Annotated in this window: 17 protein-coding genes; 8 read left to right on the top strand and 9 right to left on the bottom strand. The window is 55.6% G+C overall.

Going from position 1 to position 16,572, the window contains the following annotated elements:
• Positions 1 to 16: 16 nt before the first annotated feature.
• Together P4L78_RS14610 and P4L78_RS14605 are read left to right on the top strand one after the other, a co-directional pair.
• Positions 17 to 1,426 carry a PhoH family protein gene (locus tag P4L78_RS14610; protein WP_283149586.1) on the top strand — a complete coding sequence of 470 codons (1,410 nt, stop codon included), beginning with the start codon at positions 17 to 19 and terminating at the stop codon, positions 1,424 to 1,426.
• 433 nt (positions 1,427 to 1,859) lie between these two features.
• A complete protein-coding gene (locus tag P4L78_RS14605; protein WP_283149587.1) occupies positions 1,860 to 2,159 on the top strand; it encodes a hypothetical protein in 300 nt (99 codons plus the stop codon).
• 93 nt (positions 2,160 to 2,252) lie between these two features.
• Here P4L78_RS14605 and P4L78_RS14600 read toward each other — a convergent pair whose 3' ends face one another.
• Positions 2,253 to 2,615: a cupin domain-containing protein gene (locus P4L78_RS14600; RefSeq protein ID WP_309328604.1), complete on the bottom strand. Its 363-nt coding sequence runs from the start codon at positions 2,613 to 2,615 to the stop codon at positions 2,253 to 2,255.
• 282 nt (positions 2,616 to 2,897) lie between these two features.
• Between P4L78_RS14600 and P4L78_RS14595 the strand changes: the two genes are divergently transcribed.
• Entirely contained in the window at positions 2,898 to 3,965 is a 1,068-nt protein-coding gene (locus P4L78_RS14595) for a type II asparaginase (protein ID WP_283149589.1), read from the top strand.
• 367 nt (positions 3,966 to 4,332) lie between these two features.
• Here P4L78_RS14595 and dnaB read toward each other — a convergent pair whose 3' ends face one another.
• The gene (gene dnaB, locus P4L78_RS14590) at positions 4,333 to 5,745 is read right to left on the bottom strand and encodes a replicative DNA helicase (RefSeq protein ID WP_283149590.1); all 1,413 of its coding nucleotides are present in this window, start codon (positions 5,743 to 5,745) and stop codon (positions 4,333 to 4,335) included.
• A 152-nt stretch (positions 5,746 to 5,897) separates the two neighbouring features.
• Here dnaB and P4L78_RS14585 point away from each other — a divergent pair, with 152 nt between their 5' ends.
• The 4 genes from P4L78_RS14585 to P4L78_RS14570 all read left to right on the top strand — a co-directional run bounded on the left by P4L78_RS14585 (position 5,898) and on the right by P4L78_RS14570 (position 7,775).
• Positions 5,898 to 6,326: a type II toxin-antitoxin system RatA family toxin gene (locus P4L78_RS14585; protein WP_283149591.1), complete on the top strand. Its 429-nt coding sequence runs from the start codon at positions 5,898 to 5,900 to the stop codon at positions 6,324 to 6,326.
• 30 nt (positions 6,327 to 6,356) lie between these two features.
• Positions 6,357 to 6,674, top strand: coding sequence for an RnfH family protein (locus P4L78_RS14580; protein WP_283149592.1), 318 nt, complete (start codon positions 6,357 to 6,359; stop codon positions 6,672 to 6,674).
• The gene (locus tag P4L78_RS14575) at positions 6,671 to 6,892 is read left to right on the top strand and encodes a DUF1737 domain-containing protein (protein ID WP_390901537.1); all 222 of its coding nucleotides are present in this window, start codon (positions 6,671 to 6,673) and stop codon (positions 6,890 to 6,892) included. Before P4L78_RS14580 ends, P4L78_RS14575 begins: the two co-directional genes overlap by 4 nt.
• Positions 6,893 to 7,106: 214 nt before the next feature.
• Positions 7,107 to 7,775: an OmpA family protein gene (locus P4L78_RS14570; RefSeq protein WP_283149593.1), complete on the top strand. Its 669-nt coding sequence runs from the start codon at positions 7,107 to 7,109 to the stop codon at positions 7,773 to 7,775.
• 86 nt (positions 7,776 to 7,861) lie between these two features.
• On the opposite strand, the gene P4L78_RS14565 is transcribed toward P4L78_RS14570, so the two are convergent.
• Positions 7,862 to 8,290 (bottom strand): DUF4124 domain-containing protein, encoded by a 429-nt coding sequence (locus tag P4L78_RS14565; RefSeq protein ID WP_309328603.1) that lies wholly within the window; start codon positions 8,288 to 8,290, stop codon positions 7,862 to 7,864.
• Between the two features lie 244 nt (positions 8,291 to 8,534).
• Between P4L78_RS14565 and P4L78_RS14560 the strand changes: the two genes are divergently transcribed.
• Entirely contained in the window at positions 8,535 to 9,716 is a 1,182-nt protein-coding gene (locus tag P4L78_RS14560; RefSeq protein WP_309328602.1) for an AGE family epimerase/isomerase, read from the top strand.
• A gap of 89 nt (positions 9,717 to 9,805) precedes the next feature.
• On the opposite strand, the gene P4L78_RS14555 is transcribed toward P4L78_RS14560, so the two are convergent.
• The 6 genes from P4L78_RS14555 to P4L78_RS14530 all read right to left on the bottom strand — a co-directional run bounded on the left by P4L78_RS14555 (position 9,806) and on the right by P4L78_RS14530 (position 16,529).
• Positions 9,806 to 10,828 carry an adenosine deaminase gene (locus P4L78_RS14555; protein ID WP_309328601.1) on the bottom strand — a complete coding sequence of 341 codons (1,023 nt, stop codon included), beginning with the start codon at positions 10,826 to 10,828 and terminating at the stop codon, positions 9,806 to 9,808.
• Positions 10,829 to 11,082: 254 nt separating this feature from the next.
• Entirely contained in the window at positions 11,083 to 11,877 is a 795-nt protein-coding gene (locus P4L78_RS14550; RefSeq protein ID WP_309328600.1) for a thymidylate synthase, read from the bottom strand.
• Positions 11,878 to 11,934: 57 nt separating this feature from the next.
• Entirely contained in the window at positions 11,935 to 14,010 is a 2,076-nt protein-coding gene (locus P4L78_RS14545) for a sensor histidine kinase (RefSeq protein WP_309328599.1), read from the bottom strand.
• 38 nt (positions 14,011 to 14,048) lie between these two features.
• Positions 14,049 to 14,624, bottom strand: a complete 576-nt coding sequence (gene greB, locus P4L78_RS14540) for a transcription elongation factor GreB (RefSeq protein WP_309328598.1) — start codon at positions 14,622 to 14,624, stop codon at positions 14,049 to 14,051.
• A gap of 42 nt (positions 14,625 to 14,666) precedes the next feature.
• Positions 14,667 to 15,923, bottom strand: coding sequence for a 23S rRNA pseudouridine(2605) synthase RluB (rluB, locus tag P4L78_RS14535; RefSeq protein WP_309328597.1), 1,257 nt, complete (start codon positions 15,921 to 15,923; stop codon positions 14,667 to 14,669).
• Positions 15,924 to 16,079: 156 nt separating this feature from the next.
• Entirely contained in the window at positions 16,080 to 16,529 is a 450-nt protein-coding gene (locus P4L78_RS14530) for a hypothetical protein (protein ID WP_283149601.1), read from the bottom strand.
• Between the last annotated feature and the right edge of the window lie 43 nt (positions 16,530 to 16,572).

Below are 16,572 nucleotides of genomic sequence, written 5' to 3'. Positions count from 1 at the left end.
CTACAAGGAGAGCCTTATGGCCGCTCGCAAGTCGAAAAAAGCTGAGGATTCAAAGTTGTTCGTGCTGGACACCAATGTGATGATGCACGATCCAACCTCGATCTTTCGCTTTGAAGAGCATGACCTCTTTCTGCCGATGATGACGCTGGAAGAGTTGGACGGGAACAAGAAAGGCATGACGGAAGTGGCCCGCAACGCCCGTCAGACCAGTCGTTTTATCGAAGAGTTGATTGCGGGCCGAGAAGAAGATTTGCATGCCGGTGTATCGCTGGCCGATGCCAGTAAAGGCCAGGCCAGCGGTCGTTTGTTCTTGCAGACCGAAGCCATCACCAGCGTGCTGCCCTCCCAATTGCCCATGGGCAAAGCCGACAACCAGATTCTGGGCGTCGTGCATCACCTGCAGCAAATGCAGCCCAAGCGTCAGGTCATTCTGGTGTCCAAAGACATCAACATGCGCATCAAGGCGCGTGCGCTGGGCCTGGCCGCCGAAGACTATTTCAACGACAAAGTGCTGGAAGATACCGACCTGCTGTACACCGGCATGCGCGAGATCGACCAGTCGTTCTGGGAGAAAAACGGTAAGGATCTGGAGAGCTGGCAAGAAGGCGGCCGCAGCTACTGGCGCCTGAAAGGCCCGGATGTCATCGACCTTTACCCCAACCAGTTGTTGTTCCAGCAAGGCGAGCGCCCGCTCGCGGCTCGCGTGGTCGAGCTGGAAGGCAAAACAGCCAAGATTGAAAGCCTCAAAGATTATTCACACCAGAAAAACGCCATCTGGGGCGTAACAGCGCGCAACCGGGAGCAAAACTTTGCGCTCAACATGCTGATGAATCCGGACGTGGATTTTGTCTCGCTGCTCGGTCAGGCCGGTACCGGTAAAACGCTGCTGACGCTGGCGGCAGGTCTGGTACAAACGCTGGAATCCAAGATTTACTCCGAAATCATCATGACCCGCGTAACCGTGCCGGTGGGCGAGGACATTGGCTTTCTGCCGGGGACCGAAGAAGAAAAGATGCAGCCGTGGATGGGCGCGCTGGAAGACAACCTGGATGTGCTCAACCAGACCGATGCCGAAGCAGGCGACTGGGGCCGTGCTGCTACGCGTGATCTGATTCGCAGCCGTATCAAGGTCAAATCACTCAACTTCATGCGCGGGCGTACTTTCCTCAACAAGTTCTTGATTATTGATGAGGCGCAGAACCTGACACCCAAGCAGATGAAGACGCTCATCACCCGCGCCGGTCCCGGCACCAAGGTAGTGTGTCTGGGCAATATCAGCCAGATTGATACGCCCTACCTCACCGAGGGCTCATCGGGCCTGACCTACGTGGTGGATCGCTTCAAGATCTGGACCCACTCGGGGCATATCACCTTGCAACGCGGCGAGCGTTCACGCCTGGCGGATTACGCGGCAGAAACGCTGTAAACCTGGTCATTTACTTATCATCTCAACAACGGGCCGCGAGGCCCGTTTTTCATTGCAAGCTTATGATTTTCTGAGAAATACTTTTATTTCAGCAAAAAAGCGCGCCTGCCAAGCCTGTTGCAAGCATTGTGATTACACCAGGAAAAGCCTTCAGCGCTGTTTCTTTATGCTGCAACACAGCAATTTTTCAGTTACATGACAGTTTCACTCCATCGCCTTTCGCAGCTGACGAACGGTGATAACCCGACTTTCGCAAAGCAAGCAAATTGGCCGATTTACTTGCCAAGGCAAACAAGTCGGGGACTAGCCCCGCAACATACCGGCGTGTAGGCTTTGCGCTGATCAGTCGCACCGATCCAGAACCCAGGGGGGTATTCATCGAAAAGATGAATAACCGGTTCCGCGACTGGCACAACAACAAGGTGGGAGATCAATGCCAACGATCAAGATTCATCGTCAAGGCGCGCTGGGCCGTCAGCCGCGCATGTTGCTGGATGGACATCCACTCGGCCATACCATGCCGGGCAATTGCCTGAGCGCCCCGCTGCCACCCGGGCGCCATACGCTGCAAGCGCAACTGGATTGGGGTAAAACACCGCCGCTGGTATTTGATACCGATGGCGAAGAAATGCATTTCACTGTCAAAAGCAATATGCATGGCTGGAAGTTGCTGTTCGCACCGTTCTATCTGTTTGCGCCATACAACGCGTTGGTGGTTGAGCAGCGCCACTAAGCGGTTTGATGCATCGCATCATGCGTACAGATAACGAAAAGGCCCGGTTTTCCGGGCCTTTTCTGTTGTTGGCTACTCCTTCGCCCCGCCTGTTTAGCCCGCGTTACGTTCCAGCACCACAAAATACTTTTTCACCGGCTCGACCACTTCAAACTGGCCTTTGAAGCCAGCCGGGATAACCAGCGCCTCACCCGCCCGCACTTCCACCACCTCTCCGTTTTCATCATGCACGCGGGCCAAGCCTTCGATGATGCTGAAGAACTCTTCTTCATTCGGGCCAAACTCAATCCGCCAGCTACCCGGCTCGGACGCCCAGATTCCGCTCGAAAATTCTTTGGATGCATTTTCGTAGTGCAGCCAGGTGGTGCGCTGTGGGTTGCCAGACACCAGACGCTCCGGCCGGGGATGATCAACGATGGCTTGCGGCGACTGCTGGGAGAAGGCGATGACTTTCACAATTATTCCTTTTTAATCAAAAAATTAGATCAGAAATCAACCACTGGATATGCAATTGGTATTAACGTTTTCCCTGACAGTGCTTTCGACAATGTTGTCAGCCAAGGGCACGGATCATGCTTTTAATCACCCATATAAACTGCCACGTGCCTTGCTGCACCATGTTTTATCAACGGTCTGCAGTCCTGGCTGAGCATGCCGCAAGCGCCGACAGTTTATTGAGTTGATCGATGTTTGACCAAAAGCGTCACCCTACCTGAAAACCCATGTCTGGAGATACGCATGCTCACCAAGATGCTGCAACGCGCACTATTTGTCGCCATCACGTGTAGTTCTGTTGTGGTTTACGCCGCCGACAAACTGCCCAATGTGGTGATCCTTGCCACGGGTGGCACCATCGCCGGGACTGGCGCCACCAGCACGACCACGGTGGGTTATACCGCAGCCAAGGTCGGCGTGGAAAAGCTGATCGAAGCGGTGCCAGAATTAAAGCAAGTGGCCAATGTTTCTGGCGAGCAGGTATTCCAGATTGCCAGTGAGAACATGACCAACGAGAACTGGCTGGTGCTGGCCAAGCGAGTGAACGAATTGCTCAAGCAAAGCAGCGTGGATGGCATTGTCATCACTCACGGCACCGACACCATCGAAGAAACGGCGTATTTCCTCAATTTGACCGTGAAGAGCAAAAAGCCAGTAGTGATTGTGGGTTCCATGCGCCCTTCCACTGCCATCAGCGCCGACGGCCCGATCAACCTGTATAACGCGGTGGCCGTTGCTGGCAGCCCGGACTCGGTCAATCGTGGCGTGCTGGTGGCCATGAACGACGAAATCCTCGGCGCTCGTGATGTCACCAAGACCAACACCATGCTTGCCAACACCTTCCGCTCGCCGGAACTGGGCGACTTGGGCTATATCGTTTCCGGCAAACCGCAGTTTTATCGTGCCACCACCAAAAAGCACACTTGGGAAACCGAGTTTGACGTATCAAAGATGGAGCATCTGCCCGCCATCGACATCGCCTATGGTTCGGCCAACGCCAATACCATCGCAATTGATGCGTTTGTTGCCGCTGGTGATGTCGGTATCGTTTATGCCGGTACCGGTGACGGCAGTCTGTCCACGCCCGTACGCGCCCGCCTGACCGAATTGCGCCAGAAAGGCATCTACATCCTGCGCTCATCCCGGGTCGGCAACGGCCCCACCCTGCGTAATGGCGAGAACGATGACGACAAAACTGACTTCGTCGTCTCCGACACCCTCAGCCCGCAAAAAGCCCGCATCTTGCTGATGCTGGCGCTGACCAAGACCAAAGATACCAAAGAGATTCAGCGGATGTTTTATACGTATTGAGTGGAAGAGTATGGCGCGAGAGCGAGGTTGTCTCGCTCTTGCTGGCTGAAGTGAGGAGATAGGGGTTAGCTTGGTCATCATTGCCACCCCGGATTCTCGCTTCGCTTCATCCGGGCTACGTGCTTTTCGCATTCCCAGCCTCGGCGGCCCACGGTGAACGTCGCCGCTGGATTCCCGCCTTCGCGGGAAGGACGATGTAATTGGTGTGCATGGCGGCTCTGCTGTTGCTGTTGCAATTAACTCTGGCATACCACACCGCAAATCACGCCGACCGAGAGCCGGAGACCTTAGGCTCCGGCCGACTGAGGGAACGCAGATTGCTCCCGCCCTACCCGCCAGACCCAAACAACTACTGCGTCAAACCCACTTACTCCAGATCCCCCGACCAGCCATCCGGTTTCACCAACGCATTATCAAAGCGCGAATACTTGCCGATAAATACCAGCGGCACCTTGCCGGTCGGGCCATTCCGGTGCTTGCCGACGATACATTCCGCCAGACCTTTGAATTGCGAGTCCGGGTTGTAGTACTCATCCCGATACATAAACATGATGATGTCGGCATCCTGCTCAATTGCGCCGGATTCGCGCAAGTCAGACATCATGGGGCGTTTGTCGGTACGTTGCTCCACCGAGCGCGACAACTGCGAAAGCGCAATGATCGGACATTTGAGTTCTTTGGCCAGTGACTTCAAACCGCGTGAGATTTCGCCCAGTTCGGTTGCCCGGTTCTGGTCTTTGGCCCCTGCCCGGCCCGCCATCAACTGCAAATAGTCGATCACGATCAAACCCAACTGACCATGCTGTCGCGCCAGTCGTCGTGATTTGGTGCGGATGTCCAGCGCGGTCAAAGCGCCGGTTTCTTCAATGAAGATGGGCGCCTCGGACAAGCGATTGATCGCGTAGGTCAGCTTGGTCCAATCTTCATCCTCGAACTTGCCGGTCTTGAGCTTGTGCAGGTCGATCTTGCCGATCGACCCCACCATCCGCATGCCCAATTGCGCCGCGCCCATTTCCATGGAGTAAATCGCCACCGGCAAACGCAATTCGGTGCCTACGTGTTCAGCTATGTTGACCGAGAACGCGGTTTTACCCATGGATGGACGACCCGCCACGATCACCAGATCGCCCGGTTGCAGACCGGAAGTCATTTTATCCAGATCAAAAAAACCGGTCGCCACGCCGGTGACCTCAGACAGGTTGTCTTGTTTGTAGAGGTAATCGATCTTCTCGACGATTTCTTTCAAGATCGGCGGCATGGCAATAAAGCCCTGCTGCCCTTTAGCCGACTGCTCGGCGATCTGGAATACGCGTGATTCAGCTTCATCCAGCAACGCTGAGGCTTCTCGTCCACCCGGATTGTAGGCCGCATCGGCGATCTCGGTGGCGACGCTGGCGAGCTGCCGCATCACCGATTTTTCGCGCACGATTTCACCATAACGGCGAATGTTGGCGGCAGAAGGTGTGTTTTGTACCAGCGCGCCCAGATAAGCCAGGCCGCCGATATAAGAAAGCTCGTTATTGTTGTCCAGCGACTCGGACACGGTAATCACGTCGGCGGGACGGTTGTGTTCGATCATCTTGACGATGTGTTGCCAGATGCGGCGATGGTCGTCGCGATAGAAGTCCTGCTCGTTGATAATGTCGGCAATCCGGTCAAACGACGGGTTGTCCAGTAACAGGCCACCCAGCACGGATTGCTCAGCTTCTACCGAATGCGGCGGCAGGCGCAGGCTATCAAGTTGCGTGTCATTCTGTGGGGCGGTAGGATGCTCGGTCATTTTGTAAATCGCCGTTCCTCTGATTTGCGGTTTTTCATTCGATTCCAACTACAGACACCAGGCAAAAACAAAACTGGCTGGCCGGATGCGATGATACGTTTCAGCGTTGATCGCTTCTCGTAAAAAGCCCGTTAGTTTACGCCGCAATACAGATGCAGTGCATACGAAAATCCCTGCTGGTACCGCATAGCGCCGAGCGCATGTTCAATCTGGTCGAACGGGTTGAAGACTACCCCAAATTTCTGCCCTGGTGCGGCGGTGTGGAGGTGCACGAGCATACCGATACCGTGCTGGATGTCACGGTACGGATAGAGTTCATGAAGGTCAAAACCTTCTTTCGCACCCGTGACATCAAAACCACCAATACCATCGACATGCATTTTGTAGACGGCCCGTTCAAAACGCTGCACGGACTGTGGACATTTACGCCGCTGGACGAAGATGCCTGCAAAATCGAATTTGCGCTGGATTACGAGTTCTCCAATCGCGTGATTGAAGCCGTGATTGGCCCGGTGTTCAGCAAAATCACTTCTACTTTTGTCGATGCGTTTATCCAGCGCGCCGACAGACTCTACGGTTAATACCATCAGGTAACTCAGGAACGCGCCATCATGAGCCATGACATTAGCGTCGAAGTGGTCTACGCCACGCGTGACAAGCAAAAACTGGTCAGTATCAAAGTGCCTGAAGGCACTACCGCAGAAGAAGCCGTACGTCGCTCCGGCATTCTGGCCGAGTTTCCGGAAATTGATCTGGCCGTGAACAAGCTGGGGGTTTTTGCCAAGGCGGTGAAATCCGATACCGTGCTGCGCGAAAAAGACCGGGTTGAAATCTATCGCCCGCTAATTGCCGATCCTAAAGAAGTGCGCCGGCAGCGCGCAGCGGAAGGCAAGGTCATGAAAAAAGGCGGCGGTACCGGCGAAGAATGAGTCCGCTGCTCCCGCCAGACAATCTGCCGGTTTATCGCTTGCTAACCGGCCCGGACGACGCCGCCTTCTGCCGCCGAGTAAGTGAGGCCTTGGCGCTGGGCTATGTCTTGTATGGATCCCCCGCAGCCACCTTCAATGGCACCAGCGTGATTGTGGCGCAGGCCGTTGTCTGGCCCGCAGCCCGCGACTTCCGCGGCATTGGTGAGTCCGTCCGCTAAGCAAGCGCTGCATCTGCCAGCAAGATGACGACTCGCATAAATTCGTCCGGGCTTAAGTCACTCAAGCAGATATGCACAGGTCAAGTCAGTCACCCCACTTTTCGCTCTTGCTGGCAGGTAAATCCTCCACATAGGGCATCTGGCAACGACGGGGGATAATCCGCACCACCGCTCATTCATCACTTCAAAACATCCCTTATAAACGGAGAACCGCATGCGTAAAGTTGTTATTCCCGCGCTGATCAGCGCTTTGCTACTGTCTGCTTGCGCCAATGACCTTGGCGACAAACGCAGTATGAACAATACCGAAAGCGGTGCCGTGATTGGCGCCGTGGGTGGCGCCGCTATCGGCGCACTGGTCGACAAGAACCATCGCGGCAAAGGTGCGCTGATTGGTGCGGTGGGCGGTGGTCTGGCTGGCGGCGCCGTCGGCGCATACATGGATAAACAAGCCAAAGATTTGCAAAAACAACTGGCTCCGGAAATTCAAGCTGGCAATATCATTTTGCAAAAGCAAAGTGATAGCCAGTTGATTGTAACCATGACTTCGGCCACTGGTTTTGACACCAATTCCAGCACGGTTAAATCGGGCTTCACGCCAACGCTGAATAAAATCTCCAGCGTGGTCAATCAATACGGCAAGACCACCATTGCGGTCATTGGCTACACCGACAACGTCGGCAAGGCCGATTACAACCTGGCGCTGTCGCAACGCCGCGCGCAAGCCGTGAACGATTATCTGGTTGGTCGCCAGGTCAATCCGGTTCGTTTGACGTCGGAAGGTCGCGGCGTCGCGGAACCTCGCGCCACCAATGCCACCGAAGCTGGTCGGGCGATGAATCGACGCGTTGTGTTAGTGATTAACGCGGTGACAGCCAGCTAATACAGCCAGGCGCACGCAACAGAAAAGCCCCCGAATTTGGGGGCTTTTCTGTTGGAAACTATTTGCTGCCTTAAACCGGCAACCAGTTATTCGCAGTATTTCTGGATGCTCGCTGCGGCTTTGTCGATTTCAGCCTTCTTCTTGTTTGCATCAAGCATTTCTACTTCGCCTTTCTCGTTGATTGACTGCAACTTGGTCGCGGACTGCAAAAAGCCGAGTCGCGTTTTTGCGGTATTACATGCTTTTTCATCTTTTTGCGAGGCCGCTTGTTCCGCAGCCGGGGCCGAAGCGCCCGCAGCTGGTGGGGTTGCTACAGCGGCAGGGCGGCTGGCTGGGGCCGGAATGGTATTCACGGTAGCAGTCTTGATATTGACCACCTGGGCTTTACCCTGGGCTGCAGTCGGTGGCGTATCCGAATACTGGGTGTTGCCGTTCGCATCTTTCCACTTGTAAATCTGGGCCTGCGCCAGTGCAGCGCATCCGCACAACACGGCCAATGCCAACAGATATCGCATAGTCCTGCTCCCAACAGTTATTGGTTTAATTCTCATATTGAAATCTAACTCGCTTACAGATTAACGGCAAGCGTGGGGGGATACTGTACAGACTGGGTGTACCATCCACCGTAAAATTGCTGCCGATTTCAACTCGGACGCAAGTATAGGTGGCAACCGTGTGCATCGGGCTCGTGCCGCGATGGACGCCCAGTTTCCGCCGCCGTCCGTATCCCCTCTTCCCCATTTTTTGGCTGGAGACGCAATGAGCATTGATCAAACCGATTTTCGCAGCCGCCCTTTTTTGCTGGACCATATCCGTCACACGATGTCGTTCTACGACCCGCGTTCGGTTGATGCCAACGGCGGCTTCTATCATTACTACAAAGATGACGGCACGATTTACGACAAATCGACGCGTCATCTGGTCTCGTCCACCCGGTTTGTTTTCAACAACGCCATGGCATGGCTGCAATTTCAAAAGCCGGAATATCAAGAACGCGTCAAACACGGTCTGGACTTCATCCGCAATGTACACCGCAATCCGCAAACCGGTGGTTATGCCTGGGTGCTGAGCGACGGCAAAGTGGTGGATGCTACTAACCAATGTTACGGCCTGGCGTTTGTGATTCTGGCCTATGCCTGCGGCGTGCGCGCCGGGTTTAGCGAAGCCAAAGCCTGGCTGGCCGAAACGTTTGATCTGATGGAACAGCATTTCTGGCTGCCAGAACATGGCATGTACGGCAGCGAAGCCAGCGCCGACTGGGTGCTGACTGATTACCGCGGTCAGAACGACAACATGCACGCCTGCGAAGCCATGCTGGCGGCATTTGAAGCCACCGGCGAGGCGCGCTACCTGGAACGTGCCAAGACCCTGGCCAAGAACTTCACCATCGTGCAAGCCGGGCGCACCGGCGGGCAGGTCTGGGAGCATTTCCGGACCGACTGGACCCCTGATCTGGAATACAACAAGGGCGACCGCACCAATATCTTCCGCCCGTGGGGTTTCCAGACCGGGCACCAGACCGAATGGGCCAAGCTGCTATTGATTCTGGATCGCCACGCTCCGGCAGAATGGCACCTGGACCGCGCCAAAGAACTGTTTGATCGCGCCATGGAACATGGCTGGGACGAAAAGAACGGCGGTCTGGTCTATGGCTACGACCTGCAAGGCCAGCTCTACGATGGCGACAAGTATTTCTGGGTACAGGCCGAATCATTCGCCGCCGCCGCCTTGCTGGCCCAGCGCACCGGCGACGCCAAATATTGGCAGTGGTACGACCGCATCTGGGCCTACAGCTGGGAGCATTTTGTTGATCACCAATACGGTGCCTGGTATCGCATCTTGACGCCAGAAAACGCCAAAGTGGATGACGAGAAATCGCCCGCCGGCAAGACGGACTACCACACCATGGGTGCGTGCTACGAAGTGCTTAATGTAGTTTGAGCTTGCTCGTCTTGTGGGCAACCAACAAAAAACCGCCAGTTATTCGTTGGCGGTTTTTTGTTGGTTCAGGCAATCACTAATGCGCTGGATTACTCCCCGCGCCAATCCCGATATACATCGTCGATTTCTGCCAGCAATACGTCGCGACGCGCCGACTCCAGCCAGCTGGCTTCAATGCTGTTTCTAGCCAGCTTGACTACTTCTTGCGCGGTCAAACCCAGTGCATCGACACACGCCACGAAGTTGTCATTCACGTAGCCCCCAAAATACGCCGGATCATCCGAATTGATGGTGACTTTCAGCCCGCGCGCCAGCATCTCGCGCAGCTTGTGCTCGCGCATATCCTGGTAGACCTTGAGCTTGACGTTAGACAGCGGGCACACCGTCAGCGGCGTTTGTTCCTGCGCCAGCCGCGCCATCAACGCTTCGCTTTCAATCGCCCGCACGCCGTGGTCAATCCGTTTTACCTGCAGGATATCCAGCGCTTCTTCGATGTATGCGGGTGGGCCTTCTTCGCCCGCATGCGCTACCACCGGCAAACCTAGCTCTCGGCATAGCGCAAACACGCGAGTGAACTTGGAAGGTGGATGACCCATTTCGCTGGAATCGAGCCCAATGCCGTCAATGCGGTGCAAAAACGGCTTGGCTTCCTCTAATGTGGCCACTGCGTCAGCCTCGGACAAGTGCCGCAAGAACGACATGATGATGCGAAAGCTGATGCCCCACTCACGCTCGGCCTGCAGCATGGCGCGGCGAATGCCACCGATCACGTCACCAAATGCCACACCGCGTTCGGTATGCGTCTGCGGATCAAAAAAGATTTCAACATGACGCAAGTTATCGGCGTGCGCGTGTTCCAGATAAGCCCAGGTCAGGTCGTAAAAATCGGTTTCAGTCAGCAAGACGCTGGCACCGGCGTAATACAGATCCAGAAACGACTGCAAATCCGAAAAATCATAGGCAGCGCGCAATGCCTCAACATTGGGCCAGGCCAGTTTCACGCCATGACGCTCGGCCAGACGAAAAGCCAGTTCGGGTTCGAGCGTGCCTTCGATGTGTAGATGTAGCTCGGCTTTGGGCAAGGCGCAGGCTAGCGCGGCAATATTGGACATCCAGAACTCCTGTGTCGTCAGTCGGGACCGACACGATCAAATCAACAAAGAAAAAATGATACGCCAACCGTAGGGCTAAGCTGATTTCCCATTTTTCGCCGCAGATACCTGGCGGGATTTGGGGGAACGATCAGCAATGTAACCGGCGGCACTTCCATCAAGATAGTTGTAAAGCGTGGCTGTCACACAATGCGCTATGGGTGCCAAATGAAAAGCCCGCCATACGGCGGGCCTGTGCCAGAGAAAGTCAGCGATTACACGGCTACAGCGCCTTTGAGCGCCGGATGCGGGTCGTAACCTTCCAGCGTGAAGTCTTCGTATTCAAAATCGAAAATATCGCGCTTGGCTGGATTGAGCTTTATGGTCGGCAAGTTGCGCGGATCGCGACTCAACTGGGTTTTGACTTGTTCGAGGTGGTTCAAATAAATATGGCAATCCCCGCCAGTCCAGACAAAGTCGCCCGGCTGCAGATCGCAGGCCTGAGCCATCATCAGCACCAACAAAGCGTACGAGGCAATATTGAACGGTACGCCCAGGAACAGATCTGCCGAGCGCTGATACAACTGGCAAGACAATTTGCCGTCAGCCACATAAAACTGGAAGAACGCGTGGCATGGCGGCAAGGCCATGTTTTCGATCTCACCCACGTTCCAGGCGGACACGATGATGCGCCGCGAATCCGGGTTGGTCTTCAGTTGCTTGACGACCTGACTGATCTGGTCGATATGGCGACCATCTGCGGTTGGCCAACTACGCCATTGCGAGCCATATACCGGGCCCAGCTCACCATCTTCACGCGCCCACTCGTTCCAGATGGTCACGCCATGCTCTTGCAGCCAGCGCACATTGGTGTCGCCACGCAAGAACCACAGCAGTTCGTAGGCAATCGATTTGAGATGGGTTTTCTTGGTGGTGACCAGCGGAAAACCTTCCGCCAGATTAAAGCGCATCTGATGCCCAAACACGCTCAGGGTGCCGGTGCCGGTGCGGTCTTCTTTCTTTACGCCATGGTCAAGAACGTGTTGCAGCAAGTCGAGATACTGGCGCATGAATCAAAAGCTCCACGAGAAAACGGTATTCACAAAGACGGGCATTTTACCCTTAAATCACCCCTGACTGGATAGCGGCAATGCAACCGAGAACGTCGCGCCGTGCCCTAACTGGCTCTGGCAATGCACGGTGCCCTGCATACCTTCGGCCAAGCGTTTGACGATGGATAAACCCAAGCCAGTGGCATGCTCCCCGCCTGTCGGCACGGCAGAAAGACGGCTGAATTTAAGGAACAGTTTGTCCATTTCATGCAGCGCGATCCCCGGACCTTGATCCGACACACGGATTTCCACGCAGTCGCCACGCGGCACAGCAGTAACGGTAATGGACGACTGCGCGGGTGAATACTTGGAGGCATTCGACAGCAAGTTATCAAGGATCTGCCACAGCGCCTGGCGATCTGCCAGCACCGACATGCCACAAGGCAACCAGGCCACAGTTTGCGATTTATCCTGCAGCCGCGCATCCCAGCTTTGCAGCAACTCGGCCATCAGCGGGTCAATCTCGACCGGGTCAACCTCGATGCGAAACTGCCCGGATTCCAGCGCATGGATATCCAGCAAATTGCCGACAATCTGCTGCAAGCGTTCGGCCAGCTTCTGAATGCCCAGCAAGCGCCCTTTTACGCGCTCGGCTGGCCACTCGCCCAGCTTGCCTGCAACCAGCCCAGCCATGCCGCCAATACTGGCGACGGGGTTTTTGAGGTCATGCGCGGCAATGGCCAGCAATTCGTTCTTTTCATCATTCAAATGGGTCAATTGGCGGTTAGCGCCTTGCAATTCCTGATTGCTCTGCGCCAGTTCGGCCGTGCGCTCGGTTACCTGGTCTTCCAGCTGTTGGCGGTGATTGGCCACTTTGTGTGCCATGGCATCAAAACTGCGCGCCAGCTCACCCAGTTCATCATCCCGATGCACATCCAGCTGATCAGTTGTATTCCCGTGCGCCAGCGACTGAATAGCCGTTTTCAACCGGGCCAGCGGCCGCGCTACGTCGACTTTGAGCACCCACGCCAGCAAGCCCAGCTCCACCAGCAAGGCCACTAGCCCCAGCAGCAACACCATACTGGCGGCAATAGCCGCTTTTTCCTGCAACAACCGTTTGGGATAAACCACCACAAACATCCAGTTGGCACCGGAGATATTCGACACGCCCAGCCAGGAGCGCCCATCAGCGGATTCGACAAACGGCTGCGTGGTGGTCGCCTTGAGCGCAGCGTAGTACAAATCGCGTAGCGATGGATCATTAGCGGTACGCAGATCATATTCACCCCGCGCCTGATGAATCTGCGTCATGCGGTCGGCATGGGCAATCAACGAGCCCGCACGGGTGACGATAAAATTGTAAGTGCCCGCAATGCTGACGCTATTGGTGCGCTGGATTAGTTGATCCAGCAACACGTCCTGACCCGAACCGCCAATGTAGCGGCCCATGTAGTCGATGGGTGTCACCACCGACACCATCCATTCCATTGCCTGTTTGTCGAAGTAAATGCCGCTCCAGAATGTTTTGCGGTCCGGATTACGCGCGGGGGTTTCGTCCAGTTCAACATCCAGATCCACCGCAAAATCTGCCACTGAGCCATTGCGGCCGTAGTTCAGATCGGGCAAGAACATGATATTGCCGTCTGACACATTCAAATCAACGTAGGTGTCGTAATAACGGTTGCGATTGGCCTGACCAAACTGGCCAGCCAGTTCGTACGCCAGCAAGGTCTGGCGCATGAAATCGTCAGTGAGCTGAACTCGCGGCAGAATCGCCACGGTGGCTTTATATTCGAAATCATCCAGCTCGGGGCGCACTCGCCACATGCCATCCCGATCTTGCTTGATTAGACGGTGGAACTCGGGGGATGGATCGTAGCTCTGCATCAACGCGTAACGCCGCACAAATTCGTTACGCAGCAGTTTGGTATTGGTTTCCGCTTGCAAGAACAAATTGCTCTCAAGCTGGCTGCGCGCCTCGATGTACTTGCCCAGATTGGCCAGCGCTTCGGCCTGATAACGGGTGTAGCTGTAGTAATAACCGAGGGCGGAAAGAATCAGCGATGCCAGCGCGATACGGCAAGCCATATTGCGTAATGCGCGGCGAAACAGGCTGGCGGAGGAAGATGTAAGTTGGTCTGATCCTGTCATGCCAAGAGCATACAGAGCCAGCCCAACCCGGGCAAAGCTTACGGCTGTCGGTCAGGAAAAACTGTATCCACCGCGACATACATCACCGACAGGATTTCCAGTTCTTCCACGCCGGCTGGCGTACGCAACAAAACGGCGTCGCCTTCGCGCGCCTTGAGCAAGGCCCGGGCGACCGGGGAAGTCCAACTAATGTGGTTCCGTTTGAGATCGGTTTCGTCTACGCCAACAATGCTGACGGTTTCTTCTCGACCATCTTCCCGCGCGTAACTCACCGTCGCCCCAAAGAACACCTGATCGGTGGCTTCGCGGGTTTCCGGATCAACCACTTCGGCGTTTTCCAGCCGCTTGGTCAAAAAGCGGATGCGCCGATCAATCTCGCGCAAGCGCCGTTTGCCATACAAGTAGTCACCGTTTTCCGAGCGATCACCGTTACTGGCCGCCCAGTTCACCACTTGCGTGAGTTCCGGGCGCTCTTTGTTCACCAGCTGATGCAGCTCTTCGCGCAGGTTTTTCCAGCCACCGGGCGTGATGTAGTTCTTGCTGCCCGCCGGAACCTGTAGCTCTGGCGGCAGATCATCATCGTCATCGGATTCTTTGGTAAATGCCTTGTTCATATTGCAACCTTCAAACCAGGCCAGGCGGGCATACCGTCTGGCTTAGAATTCCTTGGCAACACCATTCAGACGCAAGTCGGCCCATTTGAGCGCCGTCAACACTTCGGTTTCGTTCAGTTCATAGAACTGGCCGCGTTTGAGACGCGCTGGCAACACGAACATGCCAAAGCGCACACGCATCAAACGGCTGACTGGGATCTCGAAGTGCTCGAACATGCGGCGGACTTCGCGGTTACGCCCTTCTTTGAGCACCACACGATACCAGCGGTTTTTACCTTCACCACCAGAATCGGAGATATGGTCAAAGTGAGCCGGACCGTCATCGAGCTCGATCCCGGCGGTCATGGTTTTCATTTGCTCGCCGGTCAGTTCACCCATCACCCGCGCGGCATATTCACGCTCCACCTCAAAACTGGGGTGAGTCATGCGGTTGGCCAGATCACCGGAAGTTGTAAACAGCAGCAAACCGCTGGTGTTGAAGTCCAGACGGCCAATGGCCACCCACTTGCTGGATGCCAGCTTGGGCAGGCGCTCGAACACGGTGACCCGACCTTGTGGGTCATCACGCGTTACCAGTTCGCCTTCTTGTTTGTGGTACATCACAATGCGCGGCAGGCGATCCGGCCAGCGCAGACTGACGCGTTTGCCGTCCACGCGAACATCGTCGCCTTGCTTGACCTTGGTACCCAGCTCAGCAATTTTGCCATTCACCGAAACGCGCCCTTCTGAAACCCAGGTTTCCGCTTCGCGACGTGAACCCCAACCGCTGAATGCCAGCGCTTTTTGCAGGCGTTCTTCGCCCACTTGATCCGGCGTCAGGCGTTTGGCGCGCAATTGCTTTTGTTGTTCAACCTGCTTGGCCGAGCCGTGGCGTACCGCCAGCTTCTTGGCCTTGGCCACAGTACCCCGTGGCTTGCGTGGCTTGCTGATGCCTTCTTGCTCTGGTGTCGTTCCGGCCGCTGCGGCGGCGGTCGGCGGACGGGTGTTCGCTGGTCGCGCTGTGGTGGCATTGCGGATACGGGCACCTGCGGCCTTGGCCGCCGGCTTATCGGTCGCTGGCATGCCAGCGTGAATACGGCTACCACCCGACTTGGGCGCACGCCCCACTCCCGCTGGCTTGGCACCGGTCTTGGCCGTGGTGCGGCCGCTGCCTGCCGTCTCGTCGCGCGGCCCGCTGTGCCAGTTATCAGAGGCGTCTTTGCTACGAACCCGCTTGGCGCGCGTGGCGGCCTGCAGATTCTCCTCTGATTTTTGTTCGCGAATAGCGGGTTGCGGCCGGCGGGCGCGAGTGGTTTTCATGCGATGCTTCCTGAAGACAATCAGTGATTATATCCTGCCGCGGCCCTTCTCCGGGCTTTTGCACTCTTAATGCAGGCAGGACTAGCGAGCCAGCAAAAACAAAAACCGCCAACTGGCGGTCTTTGTTTTATCCAAACCTGGTCCAATCTGGCCGAATCACTCGCCGGAAAAAAAGCCAATGCTGCCCAAACTAGTCAGTCCCAGATTGAAATGCTGACCCTCAGTCGTCTGGCCAGTGCCGCGCAATTCAGCCCGGCGCAAGATTTCATGCAGCACTTCTACTTCTTTAAACCACTTCAGCAGACGTGTATCGGCGTTGATGAACGATTCGATCTTTTCCTTACCGAAATGGTCACCTAACACCACAATCTTGCCGCCTTCATCACTGCGTAGCTGAATGGCCGGTGGAACCGTCAGGCCTATCCGGGCCAAGTGGTCACCCACGTCATCACCAAAACGCTTGAGTTCAGAGGCTGCTTTGGACCGAATATCGTTGAGCTTGATGCCCTCTTCTGTATCCGTCAGTCCAAGAAACCGCGCAATTCCTACATCCAGTGCATCGTCGCCACCCGCCGATTGGTTCACCGGCTCACTTGCAATGTTCACAATCTACTCCTCAAAGTCTGTTTTTATTGGTCTTTGCTGGAAC

The organism is Silvimonas sp. (assembly GCF_031291215.1).
GTDB classification, from domain to species: domain Bacteria; phylum Pseudomonadota; class Gammaproteobacteria; order Burkholderiales; family Chitinibacteraceae; genus Silvimonas; species Silvimonas soli.
The sequence above is the reverse complement of the archived record's forward strand: the minus strand, read 5'-3'. Positions and strand labels throughout refer to the sequence as shown.